The sequence below is a fragment of the Bacillus sp. MT94 genome (assembly GCF_058792475.1).
The window spans coordinates 753,299-768,452 of record NZ_JBXAEZ010000002.1 but is presented as its reverse complement, the minus strand read 5'-3'; the positions used below and the strand labels follow the sequence as shown (position 1 = coordinate 768,452).

Below are 15,154 nucleotides of genomic sequence, written 5' to 3'. Positions count from 1 at the left end.
CTTAATAGAGGGGAATCTGCTTTTTTTAGTACATAATTATTTTTGCAACTGTTTTAATACTAATTCGGCTACTGGACCACCTGAAGCTGGGTTTTGACCAGTGATAACACGATTATCTTCTAGAGCAAAAGCTTCCCAAGGCTGTGCAGCTTTTTCGTAAAGTCCTCCATTTTTAATGAGTTCATCTTCTGTTAAAAATGGAACGAATTGATCTAATTCAGCTAATTTTTCTTCTTCATTTGAAAAGCCTGTTACCTTCTTACCGCTAATTAAACGATCCCCATTACTTAATATAATATGAAATAAACCAGCAGCTCCATGACAAACGGAAGAAACAATACCGCCGTTTTCATAAATATTACGGCTAATATTTTGAAGTTCTTTATTTTCTGGGAAGTCCCAAATAACTCCGTGACCACCTGCGTAATAAATAACAGCGTAGTCTTCTGGATTCACTTCACTTGGTTTCATTGTAGAACCGAGGCGATTCATAAACTCTTTCTTTTGGTACCATTCCCAATCGATGCTCTCCGCCATTGCTAAACTATGTGGATCAATTGGTGTATAACCGCCTTGTGGACTGACGTAATCAACTTCGTAACCCGCTTCTTCTACTTTTTTTACGAAATGTACAGCTTCACCGAGCCAAAGTCCGGTAGCCCTATTTAAATTTGGGTATTTTTCTACGCTTGTTAATACAACTAACATTTTTTTCTTCATCATAATCCTCCTATAATGTCTCTTCTATATAAAAGTTCTGTATTCGTTTCATTTTATTAAGTTAAAAAATGCAAATTTGAATAATTATGCCAGTCCTCCTTATATCAGCTTCGAAATTAGTGTATAATAACTTTTGAACAAAGTAAACTAAAAAGACTGAATTAGTTTACTTTGTATGTTTTTCGTTGACAAACTGTAATGTTGAAACTATGATAGTTCCATGAATATCGAACAACATACGTGTTTCGTTTCGAATTCAATTTATCGCGCGATAAATTAGCACCATTTATACATTTAATGAAGTTGTTTAGTGGTGATACAACATTTAAATAACTTCATTTTTTTATCTATAGTTTGACAGTTTTAAAATTGCAATCAGGAGAGTGTTACACATGGGGAAAGATATAAGTAACCATTCGAAATGGTTTGTTTTTACATTATGTTTTATTGTTTTGTTAGGACCGATGAACGCTGTGTTATTTAATGTAGCGCTAGAGGATATTGCTAATGATTTATCAATTAGTCAATCGAAAGTAAGTTGGGTTGTAGTAGGGTATTCTTTAGTCGTCGGTATCGGTTCGATGATATATGGAAAACTGGCTGATCGTTACAGTGTAAAAAGGCTATTAATTATTTCTATTATCATATTTGTAGCTGGTTCTATTGTTGGGTTTGTGAATCAATCTTATGAGATTATCATTTTCGCAAGGTTAGTGCAGGCGAGCGGAGGAGCAGCGTTTATTGCGCTTAGTATGATTGCGGTGGCGAAATTAGTTGCTCCAGCTAAAAAACCGGGTGCGTTAGCAATGATTAGTTCTTCTATTGCATTAGCGGTTGGTATTGGACCTTTAGTTGGTGGGGCAATTACAAATACGTTAGGGTGGCCGTATTTATTTTTATTTATGGTTATTTCAATGGTTGGTATTTTCTTGCTCGTAAAATTTATGCCAGAAGAGGTGCAACATACCGATGAAGTGTTTCACTTTGATTTCATTGGAGCAGTTTTATTATTTGTATTGATTACGACCGTTTTATTAGGAGTGAATATTAATAGTTGGCTTTTTGTGTTATCTGTTGCTTTCTTATTTTTATTCAAGGCTCATATGAAGAGAGCAGAGTCGCCGTTTATTGATATTGAGTTGTTTACAAATAAACCATTACTGCGTTTAATAGCGGTCGGATTTATCATTAATGTGGCGTTATGTGCTAGTTTATTATTATTACCATTACTGTTAGGAAGAGGGCACGGATTGTCTCCGTTCGTTATTGGAATTGTATTGTTTGTTGCATCTCTCTTTGGTATTGTATCTAGTTTTATTACCGGAAAGATTATTCCTGCGTTTGGGAATGTGAGGATGATGTATGTAGCGTCTGTAGTTATGATCATTGGCTTTTTAATTTTAGGGATTATTCCAGACGGGAACTTACTCTTTATTTTATTTGCGGTTATTTTAACATTTATGAGTTATTCGGCAATTCAAGTATCATTAAACACATTTATTCCGAAAACATTAAATCCAGCTAAAGTTGGAGTTGGCCTTGGTTTATATAATTTAATTAACTTTTTCGGTATGGCATTCGGACCAGCTGTAGCAAGCAAAATTATGGAATCTACAAATAGTTATCGATTGAATTTTATTTTGATCGTCATTTTAATTTTTGTTCATTTCGTCTTATTAATGGGAATGTCTTCTTTTCAAAAAAAGATGGATCAATGAATATGCACTTTATATAGAAGAAACCGACTTTCTTATAGAAGGTCGGTTATTTTTCTATCTTGCAAATTATGAAAAAAAGGAGCAAAATAAAAAAGGTCCTAGTCTATACATGGGCAAATGAAAATTTTCATACAGAAGCATTTGAAGTGAGCGAACTTAAAGTGTGTAAAATATAATGATAAACATAAAAGATGATGAATGAGAAAACGGGTGATGAAGTTGAATAGAGCAATCGGTGTTATCGATTCAGGAGTTGGCGGTTTAACAGTAGCGAAGGAATTAATTCGTCAGTTGCCGAAAGAGCGTATCATATATTTAGGAGATACAGCACGTTGTCCTTATGGTCCACGTTCTCGAGAAGAAGTACGTCAATTTACGTGGGAAATGACGGAGCATTTACTAGATTTAAATATTAAAATGTTAGTTATTGCGTGTAATACAGCAACTGCAGTTGTATTAGAAGAGATGCAAAAACAATTACCAATTCCAGTAGTAGGAGTTATTCACCCAGGATCACGTACAGCTTTAAAAGTGACAAACACGTATCACGTTGGGATTATTGGAACGATTGGAACGGTGAAAAGTGGTGCATACGAAGAGGCGTTAAAGTCTATTAATAACCGTGTTATGGTAGAAAGTTTAGCTTGTCCACCTTTCGTTGAACTTGTAGAGAGTGGGAATTTCGAAAGTGAAATGGCGTATGAAGTTGTAAGAGAAACGCTGCAACCACTGAAAAGTACCGATATTGATACACTTATATTAGGGTGTACACACTATCCAATTTTAGGACCTGTTATTAAAAAAGTAATGGGAAATAAAGTACAACTAATTAGTTCTGGTGATGAAACAGCACGTGAAGTAAGTACAATCTTATATCATAGTAAAATGTTGAATGAAGGAGAAGAACAAAGCGATCATCTCTTCTTAACAACGGGAAAAATAGGCTTGTTTAAAGAAATTGCATCAAAATGGTTCGGTCAACCGATTGAAAATGTGAAGCATATTCATTTAGAAAAAGAATAATAGTAGAATTCATATAGGTGAGCTCCTGAGAAATCAGGAGCTTTTTGTTTTATCTTGCTATTTGCTGGGCAGTTAGACTCTCCACTGATTAAAGTTTCACTTTATAAGAGGCACAGCTTGTTCTAAAATGTGAAACGGCTCGTATACATAATAGTACAAACTTAGATTTTAGGGGGGAATGGCATGCCTAAATCCACTTTTAAATGGGTTGTTGGTGCTACTGTGAGCGCTGTTTTACTAACAGGGTGTGGCTTTATAAATCAGGAGAAAGCAACTGAACAAATTGATCCGCCAAAACAAGTTACGTATACAGAGGGTGGGAAGAAAGAAGTAGCTAAAAAAGATAAGCAAGGGCAAATGGTAAATAGAGAACTATACCTTGTTGATAAAAATGGTTATGTTGTACCACAAACGTTAGCTATACCTACTCCGAAAGCAAATGAGACTGTGAAGCAAACGTTAGAATACCTTGTGAAAGATGGACCGGTAACGAATTTATTACCGAATGGGTTTCGTGCAGTCATTCCGGCGAATACAACGATGACTTTAGATTTGAAAAAGGACGGGACGGCAGTTATTGATTTCTCTAAAGAAATGAAAAACTATGCGAAAGAAGAAGAGCGTCAAATCATTGAATCTATAGCGTGGACGTTGACGCAATTTACAGAGATAAAACAAGTGCAGTTCCAAATAAATGGTGAGAAATTGGCGAAGATGCCGGTTGCTGGTACACCGCTTGGTGAAGGAGTGAGCCGTGCAAATGGTATTAACTTCGATGATGAACAAGTAGCAGATGTAACGAATACAAAACCAGTCACACTGTATTTTATGGCGCAAAATAATAATAAACAGCAATACTACGTACCAGTCACACGCCGCGTTGCGGAAGGAAAAGAAAATGATTATGCAGCAATTATAGATGAACTTGTAAAAGGTCCGATTCATCAATCGCTCCTGAATGATTTTAATCCAGGCGTTAAGCTTATTACGAATCCGAAATTACAAGACGGAAATCTTACATTAAACTTTAATGAAAATATATTTGTAAACCCAGATAAAAATATGATCTCAAATTACGTATTGAAGTCGTTAGTTTTATCTTTAACAGAAAAGAAAGGTGTGAAAAATATTTCTATTGAAGTGAATGGAAAAGCAAATCTTATAGATGAAAAGGGCGGAAAGTTAATAAAACCTGTAGATCGTCCAGAAAACGTGAATACAGGTAGTTTTTAATCTTGAATAATTTGATATACTTAAGTAAGAAAGGAGAATTGCTTTTTGGGTTCTCCTTCTTTTATTGTATACATATCATACATTTAAATTTGGCTATACTAACGAGTAGTAATTAAGAGGAGGTTATTTTTATGCGAGTAGATGGTAGAGAGAAAACAGAATTACGCCATATACATATTCATACGAATTATTTAAAACATCCAGAGGGATCTGTATTAATTGAAGTTGGGGATACAAAGGTGATTTGCTCAGCGACAATTGAAGAGCGTGTCCCGCCATTTATGCGTGGAGAAGGAAAGGGGTGGGTAACAGCTGAATATGCGATGATTCCACGTGCGACAGAACAACGTACAATTAGGGAGTCAAGTAAAGGGAAAGTAACAGGACGTACAATGGAAATTCAACGTCTAATTGGACGAGCATTACGTGCGGTAGTTGATTTAGAAGCGCTTGGCGAGAGAACAGTTTGGATTGACTGTGATGTTATCCAAGCAGATGGTGGAACGAGAACAGCGTCTATTACAGGTGCATATGTAGCGATGGTATTAGCTTTCGAGAAATTATTACAAGCAGAAAAAGTATCTAAAATTCCAGTAAAAGATTATTTAGCAGCAACGTCAGTAGGAATTGTTGAAGAGCAAGGTGTTGTTTTAGATTTAAACTATGCAGAAGATTCTAAAGCAGACGTTGATATGAACGTAATTATGACTGGAAAAGGCCAATTTGTTGAAGTGCAAGGAACTGGAGAAGAAGCGACGTTTAGTAGAGCGCAGTTAAATGAACTACTTGATGCTGCGGAAAAAGGCATTTTCCAACTGATTGATATACAAAAAGAAGCTTTAGGTGACATCGTATCTCATATAGAGTAGAGGTGGAAAGTATGAAACAAGTTGTTGTAGCGACAAAAAATATGGGAAAAGTACGTGAGTTTGCTGAGTTATTTGAGCGATTTGATTTAGAAGTGAAATCATTACACGATTTTCCTCATATTGAAGAAGTCGAAGAAACTGGTGAAACATTTGAAGAAAATGCGATCTTAAAAGCGGATAGTTTGAGTAGACAGTTGAATTCTATTGTAATTGCGGATGATTCGGGTCTTATTGTAGATGCTTTAAATGGAAAACCAGGAGTGTATTCAGCGCGTTTTGCTGGTGAACCGAAAAATGACCAAGCAAATATCGATAAAGTGTTACAAGAATTAAATGGCGTTGACTTTGAAAAGCGTAAAGCTCGTTTCTATTGTGCATTAGCAGTTGCTTTCCCTGAAGGTGATAAAAAGCCTGTCATTGTAAATGGGACATGTGAAGGATTTATCTTAGAACAACGCCGCGGAGAAAATGGCTTTGGATACGATCCGATTTTTTATGTGGAAGAATACAAAAAAGCAATGGCGGAATTAAGTTCAGATGAAAAAAATGCTATTAGCCATCGTGGCCGTGCTCTTCGTAAGTTAGAAGAAAAAATCCCGGAATGGTTTTTAGGAGAATAAGGGAGAGAGAATGATGAAAGCTTTAATCGTAAGCGATAGTCATAGCTCTGTGAAGGAATTACAGCAGTTGAAAGAGAAATATGAAGGGAAAGTAGATATCATGATTCATTGCGGTGATTCAGAGCTAACGCCTGCTCATGAAGAACTGCAAGGTTTCCATGTTGTAAAAGGAAACTGTGATTATGCTAACTTTCAAGATGAAATTGTAACTGATGTAGATGGAATTCGCTTCTTAGTAGTGCATGGACATCGCCATAATGTGAAAATGACATTACAAACACTAGCGTACCATGCTGAAGAAGTGGGAGCGCAAGTTGCATGCTTCGGACATTCTCACGTATTAGGTGCGGAATTAATCGAGGGCGTTTTATTTATTAATCCAGGCAGTATTTTATTACCACGTCAGCGTGTAGAAAAGACATTTGCTTTATTAGAAATGGATGAAAATCAAATGGAAGTTCGTTTTGAAACGTTAGACGGACAACTAGTTGAACAAGCAGTTTTTAAAAGAGGATAAGAAAATTTATCCTCTTTTAAAAAAGGTGTTGACTTTATGTGTGGTTATACATATAATAAATATTGTCGATAGGGCAACGGCGCTAACGAAGAAAAGAAAATAACATATGCGGGTGTAGTTTAGTGGTAAAACAAGAGCCTTCCAAGCTCTGGTCGAGAGTTCGATTCTCTTCACCCGCTCCATGTCCCAGTAGCTCAGCCGGATAGAGCATACGCCTTCTAAGCGTACGGTCGGGAGTTCGAATCTCTCCTGGGACGCTAAAAAAACCTTGTTATCTTTTGATAACAAGGTTTTTTGTTTGTCTATAAATTGATGTATGTGCAAGAGGTTTAAAAATATTATAACGGGATATATGATAATGAGTATATGCAACAGATTAAAGTGCATTAAAAAGAGCGCTTAAAAACGCTCTTTGCTAGTCAGTTATATTATTTGTTTGTTCAGGCTCATCAAATGGTTTATGCACGTATTGAAAACCATATCCAGATTCTCTTAATTGTTTATTTACAATATTATCAAACTCTTTACCATTCTAGTACGATTGAGCTGCAGTTATCGGAACTTATCCCCGGCAGTGTGTTACAATTAATAGAAGCGGAAAACGAGAATCTCCAATTGACTGGACCTGTGATTGGTTAGAGGGTTTAAGAAGGTCGTATAAAAAAGGGAGATGGCGCAAAGATGGCGAGATCAAATGAGAATGATTTAACGGAGAAATTGGCAGAAGGTCACCGGAAATATGGTGATGGCAATTTTACAGTACAGAACATCGGTGATGAAACTAACCCGAATTGGACTGTTGTAAAAAATGTGAGGAAGGGATCGGCAGGCATTCGCGAAGGAGAAGATATATTAAGACTGCGATCAAAATATATAAAATAGTACGGAAATGGGCGGAGCGGGAGTTCGAATCTCTCCTGAGACGCTAAGAAAACCTTGTTATCTTTTGATAACAAGGTTTTTTGTGTATTTAAAATTAGTTGTTAATAAACTTGTCAAAGACAAAACCATAATCTTTCACATTATATTGTTTCTTCGTATCAACAAGCCAGTTAAAGGCAATCTCGTTCATTTCTTTAAATTGCTCTGCTAAGTTTACTTGTGCGTTTGAAATACGGCTAAAGGCATTAGATGCCATATCTAAACTTTTATGTGCATATTGTAATGTAATATCGTTGTCGTATGAAATTTCTTCAATTTTAAGTAAAGCCTTATATAAATCTTTTAATTCTTCAATATGTTTTTTATGAACATCAATTGAGTAATGTTCATCGCCCATTTGAAACTTAATTTCTACATCTAAATCAATCGTTCCTGCAGTTTCAAGTGCTACGTTTTTAATTTGATATTTGCTATAACTAAAGCGGCGTAGTGTACGTTTTTTACTTGTTGCGCTTGTACCGTCTAAGTGAATTAACCCTTTGTTTGTGAAGCAATATTCATCTGATTTGGATTTAATTAGAAAGTAAATTTTCTCCCCATCTTCATGCATCACATAATCATCAGCATCGACCTTATCATAGTCTTTAGGTGTAATGACAGAACCTACATCGCTTAGTCCTAATACATCTGCCGCCATTTTTTTAAACATATATAATCCCCCTTGTAAATTAAATTCTTAATTGTACAAAAATATATTAACACGATTTTCACCAGTTGTTTTCTTGTAATACGAAAATATCTGAAAGTAAGTTAAGAAAAGTAACGAATAATTATTTTGATTCTAAATTATTTAGTAAATCTATTAATTTAAGAGTCGATTCGTTCAAAAATAACTAAAAGAAAAAAGTTGATTTTACAAGTGATTATAGAGAAATTCCGTGAAAGCACCTCAAGCGATATGAGGTGTTTTTCAATCTCTTTTTGAAATCTTACAATTCTGTAAGGTAACTGTAAGGTAGTTCGATGGTAAGAAATTGCTAATCTTTTATAATGAAGATAACAACGATAAAACAAGGAGGAAGAAATGATGAAAGGATTAGTTGTAACGGGCTTAACGGTTGCTTTTGGATTTGTAGCGTATGAGAAATTAACGTATGTAGTTGATGTTGTGAAACATTTGATCGCTTAGAGAAAACAGCCATGAGAGGGAAAGGGAATGAGTGAATGAATGGAATGGTTATTTGGAATTATAGGTACTTGTAGTGTAGTGTTATTGTTCTTTGTCCCAAGTGGTATACTTAGTTCGACAACAAGTTTGTTCTTCTTAAGTTTGTTTGCTTGTACGATGCTTATTATTATGTTTTTAATGAAGCGAAGTAAACCAATCTTCTATTTTAGCATGATTGTTATGGCAATTATTGTTCTCCAAATTATTACCCTTGTAATATACCCCACAATTATAAAAGCTTTCCATTAATGATGAATCCTCTGCGCTTGTTGCTGGGGATTTTTATTTGTACAATTTTAATTTTTAGTAGAAATTTATTCGTATTGGAATGTAAAAATTAAATATTTTCATATTTCAAACAAATAGTTTAGGGATGTTGTGTTCTCATTACGCATTTGATATATTTACTTTGAACATAATTAAAATCAAGAAAAAGAGGCGGACGTATGGATAAAAAAGAAAATACGGTCGTATTGTTTCCACAACTATCAGAGCGCTATATTGATGAAGGTTTTTTAGCGCTGAAAGAGCGGGAATTCGAAGATGCATTGCGTTGCTTTGAAATATTACGTCAGTATAATGCGGAAACGGAACAAACGGAATTAGCTTCAGTTATTTGTTTACTCGAATTAAAACGTATGGAAGAAGCGAAAGACAAATGTGAACAGTTGCTTAAAACAGGAGTTGTCTTATTTGGTGATATTCTTGAAACGTACGTAACTATTTTAGTTCAAACAAATGATTATGAAGGTGTTATTGAAACTGTTGAAAAGGTTTTACAAACGAAAGATATAATGCCTGATCAAAAGGAAAAATTAGCGCAGCTTGCTTTATTTGCAGAAGGTATGCTAAATGAGGGAGACGCATCGCTAGTGGATTCAAATTTTGAATTGGATGAGTTTACTAATGAAATTTTTGGAGAAAACTTTGGACAGAAGCTAAGAGCGATTCAGCGACTTTCGTTAAAAGACTTAGATCTTGCATTACCTGTTTTAAAGAAATTTTTAATAGACGAAGAGCAGCACCCCTATTTGAAAACTTCTATTTTGTATAAAATGATAGAAAGTCAGGTAGAAGAAGAAATAGAGGTAGAAAAGTTTGGAAATACGATTAAGGTGATTCCAGCATTTACAGGTCATAATGAGGAGCAATCCAATAACATTATACATAAATTATCAAGCCGATTAGAGCAAAATTATCCCGATATATTTGAAGCAATGGTTACATATTGGAAAGAGTTGCAAATTAGCGTTTTCCCATTCGCTCTATTAATGGATAAAGAAGAGATTTGGTCAGCTGTTTTAGAGAGAATTGGAAGAAAGCGTTTCGGATTGGCTATAGATGAAGAAGAGCTTATGGCAGCATATAATATCGAATTGGAAGAGTTTCATATTGCCTATCAATGGTTATTACGTGTTGAAAGAGAAGGATATTTGCCCGTATAATTATGAAAAAGAATCGTTCAGTTCTTGAAACGAGCATATTCTATGTTATAATGTAAGGGTTGCAAAAGGCAGAAATCTGCCTGTTTGTAAGAGAAGAGAAGTGTAATTCTCTTACTTAATATGTTTCATATTATTCTCGAACAAAATATACCGTAGTTGTCTTCTGGGCAATTAGTAGATTGGAACATTATATCTGAAAGCTTTTGCTAGAGGATTATTTGTGTATTTGTTATTTCAAAAAAGAGATAATGAAGATCTTAATCTATAGAGGTATGTGCATACATTATTATAGTTGGAGGGAAAGAATAAATGTCTACAAAATGGGAAAAATTAGAAGGTAACGTTGGCGTTTTAACAATCGAAGTTGATGCTAAAGAAGTAAACAACTCTATCGACGCTGCGTTCAAAAAAGTAGTAAAAACAATTAACGTACCAGGTTTCCGTAAAGGAAAAATGCCTCGTCCATTATTCGAACAACGCTTTGGTATTGAATCTTTATACCAAGATGCTTTAGATATCATTTTACCAAAAGCATACGGTGAAGCGATCGAAGAAGCTGGTATCTTCCCAGTTGATCATCCTGAAATCGACATCGAGAAGTTCGAAAAAAATGCTAACCTTATCTTCACTGCAAAAGTTACAGTGAAACCTGAAGTTAAATTAGGTGAGTACAAAGGTTTAGCAGTAGAAAAAGTTGAAACAACTGTAACTGACGAAGATGTAGAGAACGAATTAAAATCTTTACAAGAGCGTCAAGCTGAACTAGTTGTTAAAGAAGAAGGAACTGTTGAAAACGGTGATACAGCTGTAATCGACTTCGAAGGTTTCGTTGATGGCGAAGCATTTGAAGGCGGAAAAGGCGAAAACTACTCTCTAGCAATCGGTTCTGGTACATTCATCCCAGGTTTCGAAGAGCAAGTAATCGGTCTTAAATCTGGTGAGTCTAAAGACGTTGAAGTATCATTCCCAGAAGAGTACCATGCTGCTGAATTAGCTGGCAAACCAGCAACATTCAAAGTAACAATTCACGAAATCAAAACAAAAGAACTTCCTGAGTTAAACGACGAGTTCGCTAAAGAAGCAGACGAAGCGGTTGCAACTCTTGATGAATTAAAAGCAAAACTTCGCACAAACTTAGAAGAAGGCAAAAAGCACGAAGCTGAGCACAAAGTACGTGACGAAGTAGTAGAATTAGCTGCTGCTAACGCTGAAATCGAAATTCCAGAAGCTATGATCAACACTGAGTTAGATCGTATGGTTCGTGAATTCGAGCAACGTTTAAGCCAACAAGGTATGAACCTTGAGCTTTACTACCAATTCACAGGTACTGACGCTGACAAATTAAAAGAGCAAATGAAAGAAGATGCACAAAAACGTGTAAGAATCAATCTTGTTCTTGAAGCTATCATTGAAGCTGAAAACATCGAAGTTACTGAAGAAGAAGTAACTGCAGAAGTTGAAAAAATGGCTGAAATGTACGGTATGCCAGTAGACGCTATCAAGCAAGCTCTTGGAAGCGTAGACGCTTTAGCTGAAGATCTTAAAGTGCGTAAAGCTGTAGACTTCTTAGTAGAAAACGCTGCATAATAAAATAACAAGGCACGATTTTAATCGTGCCTTGTTTTATAAATATAGAAATATATTTATAAAACTTTTCGATGGAGAAGGAAAAGTTCCTTTACAAGTCGAATATACATATTTCAAAAGTTTTAAAATTTTTTTATTTGTACATAACTAGTCATATTATTTGTATTTCTCGCCACGTAGTGACATAATATGTATTTACATACGATACATTTATCGTGTACATACGAAGGCAAGAGGTTAGCACTTTGTAAGGGGTGTGAAAATATGTTTAAATTTAATGATGAAAAAGGGCAATTAAAATGTTCTTTCTGTGGTAAAACACAAACGCAAGTTCGAAAGTTAGTAGCAGGTCCAGGTGTTTACATTTGTGACGAGTGTATCGAACTTTGTACTGAAATTGTACAAGAGGAGCTTGCGAAGGACGAAGAAGTAGAATTCAAAGATGTACCGAAACCGGTAGAAATTCGTGAAATCTTAGATGAGTATGTCATCGGGCAAGATAGCGCGAAAAAAGCACTAGCGGTAGCGGTATATAACCATTACAAACGCATTAATTCTAACAGCAAAATTGATGATGTAGAATTAGCGAAGAGTAATATCGCACTTATCGGGCCAACAGGTAGTGGTAAAACATTACTTGCACAAACGTTAGCGCGTATTCTAAATGTTCCATTTGCAATCGCGGACGCAACATCTTTAACAGAAGCTGGATATGTTGGGGAAGATGTAGAAAATATCTTACTAAAATTAATTCAAGCAGCTGATTATGATGTAGAGAAAGCGGAAAAAGGAATCATTTATATTGATGAGATTGATAAAGTGGCACGTAAGTCCGAAAATCCATCAATTACACGTGATGTATCTGGTGAAGGTGTGCAGCAGGCACTTCTGAAAATTTTAGAAGGTACTGTAGCAAGCGTTCCACCTCAAGGTGGTCGTAAGCATCCGCACCAAGAGTTTATTCAAATTGATACAACGAACATCTTATTCATTTGTGGTGGAGCGTTTGATGGCATTGAGCCGATTATTAAACGTCGCCTTGGTGAGAAAGTAATTGGATTTGGTTCTGAGAAGAAAAATGCTGATGTAAATGAGAAGCATGTTTTATCTCACGTATTACCAGAGGATCTTTTAAGATTTGGTTTAATTCCAGAGTTTATCGGTCGTCTTCCAGTTATTGCGAACCTAGAGCCACTTGATGAAGATGCTCTTGTTGATATTTTAACGAAACCGAAAAATGCACTTGTTAAGCAATTCCAAAAACTATTGGAGCTTGACGATGTTGAGTTAGAGTTTGAAGAAGGTGCACTGATCGAAATTGCGAAAAAAGCAATTGAACGTAAAACGGGTGCTCGTGGACTTCGTTCTATTATTGAAGGCTTAATGCTTGATGTAATGTTCGAACTTCCATCTCGTAAAGATATCGAGAAGTGTATTCTTACAAAAGAAACGGTAGCTGATAATGAACCGCCAAAATTGGTGTTACAAGACGGTACTGTACTTGATACAAAAACATCTGCATAATGCGAAAGGGAAACAGCAATTTTTATAATTGCTGTTTTTCTTTATGTTTAGCTACGTTCCTCCGCGGAAATACTAAGAGATAAAATATTGCGGGAGGAAATAAATAATGAGCTGGACAAATATATTTTTAGTTGTTCAACTTGTTTTTGGTGTAATTGTCGGATTATATTTCTGGCATTTACTTCGAAATCAACGAACACAAAAAGTTTCAATTGATCGAGAATCGAAAAAAGAATTAGAACAGCTTCGTAAAATGCGTGAGATTTCTTTAACAGAGCCGCTAGCAGAAAAGGTGCGTCCTACAACCTTTTTAGATATTGTAGGGCAAGAGGACGGGATTAAGTCCTTAAAAGCGGCTCTTTGTGGTCCGAATCCGCAACATGTAATCATATATGGCCCGCCAGGTGTTGGGAAAACAGCGGCAGCACGTCTTGTATTAGAAGAAGCGAAACGAAATCCTAAATCTCCATTTCGTACGAATGCAACATTTATTGAACTTGATGCGACGACAGCTCGGTTTGATGAACGTGGTATCGCAGACCCTTTAATTGGTTCGGTGCATGATCCGATTTATCAAGGTGCTGGGGCGATGGGGCAAGCAGGTATTCCGCAACCGAAAAAAGGTGCTGTAACAGATGCGCATGGTGGTATTTTGTTTATTGATGAGATTGGCGAACTCCATCCGATTCAAATGAACAAAATGTTAAAGGTGTTAGAAGATCGAAAAGTATTTTTAGAAAGTGCGTACTATAGTGAAGAAAATACGATGATCCCAACATATATACATGATATTTTCCAAAAAGGCTTACCGGCAGATTTTCGCTTAGTTGGAGCAACGACACGTTCGCCAGAGGAAATTCCTCCTGCTATTCGGTCACGTTGCTTAGAAGTATTTTTCCGTGAATTAGATACGGAAGAGATTCAAAAAGTAGCGAAAAACGCCGCGGAAAAAGTGGAAATGCAAATAGGTGAAAATGGTATTGAAATGATTGGGATGTATGCAAGAAATGGACGAGAGGCGATTAATCTCGTACAAATTTCTGCTGGTATGGCGATAAATGAAGAACGTTCTTTCATTAAAGATGAAGATATAGAGTGGGTTGTTCACTCAAGTCAGCTTACGCCGAAATACGAAAAGCACATTTATCCGATTCCAAGGATTGGTCTTGTAAATGGTCTTGCTGTATACGGACCAAATACAGGAGCGTTATTAGAAATTGAAGTAACAGCAATTCCGGCGAAAGATAAAGGATCGGTAAATGTTACCGGAATTGTAGAAGAAGAAAGTATTGGTAGTCAAACGAAATCGATTCGCCGTAAAAGTATGGCAAAAGGCTCTGTTGATAATGTATTAACAGTACTTCGTTCTTTAGATGTGTTGCCAGAAGGATACGATATACATATTAATTTTCCAGGTGGTATCCCAATTGATGGACCTTCTGCAGGAATCGCTATGGCAACAGGTGTATATTCTGCGGTGCATCGCACATATGTAAATAATGAAGTAGCGATGACAGGTGAAATAAGTATACACGGAGAAGTAAAGCCTATTGGTGGCGTGTACGCAAAAATAAAAGCTGCGAAAAAAGCGGGAGCTAAGAAAGTCATTATTCCTGCTGAAAATATGCAACCATTTTTGTATACGATAAAGGGAATCGAAATTATTCCTGTCCGTAAATTAAAAGAAGTATTTGAGTTAACGTTTATGCAAGAAAATATGCATAGAGAGCTAGATGTACATACTAACGTAGACGAAACAGATGCACAATCTATGTAAAAATAAACAAT

The 15,154-nt window shown here is 35.9% G+C and carries 14 protein-coding genes and 2 tRNA genes; 14 read left to right on the top strand and 2 right to left on the bottom strand.

Features of this window, described 5'->3' with window-relative positions:
• Window positions 1-36 precede the first annotated feature (36 nt).
• The gene (locus tag AC1Q51_RS09700) at window positions 37-720 is read right to left on the bottom strand and encodes a type 1 glutamine amidotransferase domain-containing protein (protein WP_097925182.1); all 684 of its coding nucleotides are present in this window, start codon (window positions 718-720) and stop codon (window positions 37-39) included.
• A gap of 392 nt (window positions 721-1,112) precedes the next feature.
• On the opposite strand from AC1Q51_RS09700, the gene AC1Q51_RS09695 reads away from it, so the two are divergent.
• The 9 genes from AC1Q51_RS09695 to AC1Q51_RS09655 all read left to right on the top strand — a co-directional run bounded on the left by AC1Q51_RS09695 (window position 1,113) and on the right by AC1Q51_RS09655 (window position 7,582).
• The gene (locus AC1Q51_RS09695; protein WP_335466988.1) at window positions 1,113-2,438 is read left to right on the top strand and encodes an MFS transporter; all 1,326 of its coding nucleotides are present in this window, start codon (window positions 1,113-1,115) and stop codon (window positions 2,436-2,438) included.
• A gap of 213 nt (window positions 2,439-2,651) precedes the next feature.
• A complete protein-coding gene (gene racE, locus AC1Q51_RS09690) occupies window positions 2,652-3,461 on the top strand; it encodes a glutamate racemase (protein ID WP_016512279.1) in 810 nt (269 codons plus the stop codon).
• Between the two features lie 183 nt (window positions 3,462-3,644).
• Window positions 3,645-4,694 (top strand): spore germination protein GerM, encoded by a 1,050-nt coding sequence (gerM, locus tag AC1Q51_RS09685; RefSeq protein WP_001126743.1) that lies wholly within the window; start codon window positions 3,645-3,647, stop codon window positions 4,692-4,694.
• A 131-nt stretch (window positions 4,695-4,825) separates the two neighbouring features.
• Window positions 4,826-5,563, top strand: coding sequence for a ribonuclease PH (gene rph / locus AC1Q51_RS09680; protein WP_001261762.1), 738 nt, complete (start codon window positions 4,826-4,828; stop codon window positions 5,561-5,563).
• Between the two features lie 11 nt (window positions 5,564-5,574).
• Window positions 5,575-6,183, top strand: coding sequence for an XTP/dITP diphosphatase (locus AC1Q51_RS09675; protein ID WP_000815949.1), 609 nt, complete (start codon window positions 5,575-5,577; stop codon window positions 6,181-6,183).
• A gap of 13 nt (window positions 6,184-6,196) precedes the next feature.
• The gene (locus tag AC1Q51_RS09670) at window positions 6,197-6,700 is read left to right on the top strand and encodes a metallophosphoesterase (protein ID WP_000645488.1); all 504 of its coding nucleotides are present in this window, start codon (window positions 6,197-6,199) and stop codon (window positions 6,698-6,700) included.
• A gap of 108 nt (window positions 6,701-6,808) precedes the next feature.
• Window positions 6,809-6,882 (top strand) — tRNA-Gly (locus tag AC1Q51_RS09665).
• 1 nt (window position 6,883) lies between these two features.
• Window positions 6,884-6,957 (top strand) — tRNA-Arg (locus tag AC1Q51_RS09660).
• A 424-nt stretch (window positions 6,958-7,381) separates the two neighbouring features.
• Window positions 7,382-7,582: a hypothetical protein gene (locus AC1Q51_RS09655; RefSeq protein ID WP_000124460.1), complete on the top strand. Its 201-nt coding sequence runs from the start codon at window positions 7,382-7,384 to the stop codon at window positions 7,580-7,582.
• Between the two features lie 94 nt (window positions 7,583-7,676).
• Here the strand turns inward: AC1Q51_RS09655 and AC1Q51_RS09650 are convergent, their stop codons facing one another.
• Window positions 7,677-8,291, bottom strand: coding sequence for a PH domain-containing protein (locus AC1Q51_RS09650; protein ID WP_000473868.1), 615 nt, complete (start codon window positions 8,289-8,291; stop codon window positions 7,677-7,679).
• Between the two features lie 519 nt (window positions 8,292-8,810).
• On the opposite strand from AC1Q51_RS09650, the gene AC1Q51_RS09645 reads away from it, so the two are divergent.
• The 5 genes from AC1Q51_RS09645 to lonB all read left to right on the top strand — a co-directional run bounded on the left by AC1Q51_RS09645 (window position 8,811) and on the right by lonB (window position 15,143).
• On the top strand, window positions 8,811-9,059 hold the full coding sequence (locus tag AC1Q51_RS09645; protein ID WP_001983650.1) for a hypothetical protein: 249 nt from the start codon (window positions 8,811-8,813) through the stop codon (window positions 9,057-9,059).
• 197 nt (window positions 9,060-9,256) lie between these two features.
• Window positions 9,257-10,255, top strand: coding sequence for a hypothetical protein (locus tag AC1Q51_RS09640; RefSeq protein WP_000358255.1), 999 nt, complete (start codon window positions 9,257-9,259; stop codon window positions 10,253-10,255).
• A 309-nt stretch (window positions 10,256-10,564) separates the two neighbouring features.
• A complete protein-coding gene (gene tig / locus AC1Q51_RS09635; protein WP_000105215.1) occupies window positions 10,565-11,842 on the top strand; it encodes a trigger factor in 1,278 nt (425 codons plus the stop codon).
• Between the two features lie 264 nt (window positions 11,843-12,106).
• Window positions 12,107-13,366, top strand: a complete 1,260-nt coding sequence (clpX, locus tag AC1Q51_RS09630) for an ATP-dependent protease ATP-binding subunit ClpX (RefSeq protein WP_000472289.1) — start codon at window positions 12,107-12,109, stop codon at window positions 13,364-13,366.
• A 106-nt stretch (window positions 13,367-13,472) separates the two neighbouring features.
• Window positions 13,473-15,143: an ATP-dependent protease LonB gene (gene lonB / locus AC1Q51_RS09625; RefSeq protein WP_000119173.1), complete on the top strand. Its 1,671-nt coding sequence runs from the start codon at window positions 13,473-13,475 to the stop codon at window positions 15,141-15,143.
• The last annotated feature ends 11 nt before the right edge of the window (window positions 15,144-15,154 follow it).

What these genes read in the sequence shown, in the direction of transcription:
- AC1Q51_RS09645 (WP_001983650.1), top strand. Translation starts at nt 8,811, where the DNA reads ATGGAATGGTTATTTGGAATTATAGGTACTTGTAGTGTAGTGTTATTG.
- racE (WP_016512279.1), top strand. Translation starts at nt 2,652, where the DNA reads ATGAAGTTGAATAGAGCAATCGGTGTTATCGATTCAGGAGTTGGCGGT.
- AC1Q51_RS09650 (WP_000473868.1), bottom strand. Translation starts at nt 8,291, where the DNA reads ATGTTTAAAAAAATGGCGGCAGATGTATTAGGACTAAGCGATGTAGGT.
- AC1Q51_RS09670 (WP_000645488.1), top strand. Translation starts at nt 6,197, where the DNA reads ATGAAAGCTTTAATCGTAAGCGATAGTCATAGCTCTGTGAAGGAATTA.
- AC1Q51_RS09640 (WP_000358255.1), top strand. Translation starts at nt 9,257, where the DNA reads ATGGATAAAAAAGAAAATACGGTCGTATTGTTTCCACAACTATCAGAG.
- AC1Q51_RS09695 (WP_335466988.1), top strand. Translation starts at nt 1,113, where the DNA reads ATGGGGAAAGATATAAGTAACCATTCGAAATGGTTTGTTTTTACATTA.
- AC1Q51_RS09655 (WP_000124460.1), top strand. Translation starts at nt 7,382, where the DNA reads ATGGCGAGATCAAATGAGAATGATTTAACGGAGAAATTGGCAGAAGGT.
- rph (WP_001261762.1), top strand. Translation starts at nt 4,826, where the DNA reads ATGCGAGTAGATGGTAGAGAGAAAACAGAATTACGCCATATACATATT.
- lonB (WP_000119173.1), top strand. Translation starts at nt 13,473, where the DNA reads ATGAGCTGGACAAATATATTTTTAGTTGTTCAACTTGTTTTTGGTGTA.
- AC1Q51_RS09675 (WP_000815949.1), top strand. Translation starts at nt 5,575, where the DNA reads ATGAAACAAGTTGTTGTAGCGACAAAAAATATGGGAAAAGTACGTGAG.
- clpX (WP_000472289.1), top strand. Translation starts at nt 12,107, where the DNA reads ATGTTTAAATTTAATGATGAAAAAGGGCAATTAAAATGTTCTTTCTGT.
- gerM (WP_001126743.1), top strand. Translation starts at nt 3,645, where the DNA reads ATGCCTAAATCCACTTTTAAATGGGTTGTTGGTGCTACTGTGAGCGCT.
- AC1Q51_RS09700 (WP_097925182.1), bottom strand. Translation starts at nt 720, where the DNA reads ATGAAGAAAAAAATGTTAGTTGTATTAACAAGCGTAGAAAAATACCCA.
- tig (WP_000105215.1), top strand. Translation starts at nt 10,565, where the DNA reads ATGTCTACAAAATGGGAAAAATTAGAAGGTAACGTTGGCGTTTTAACA.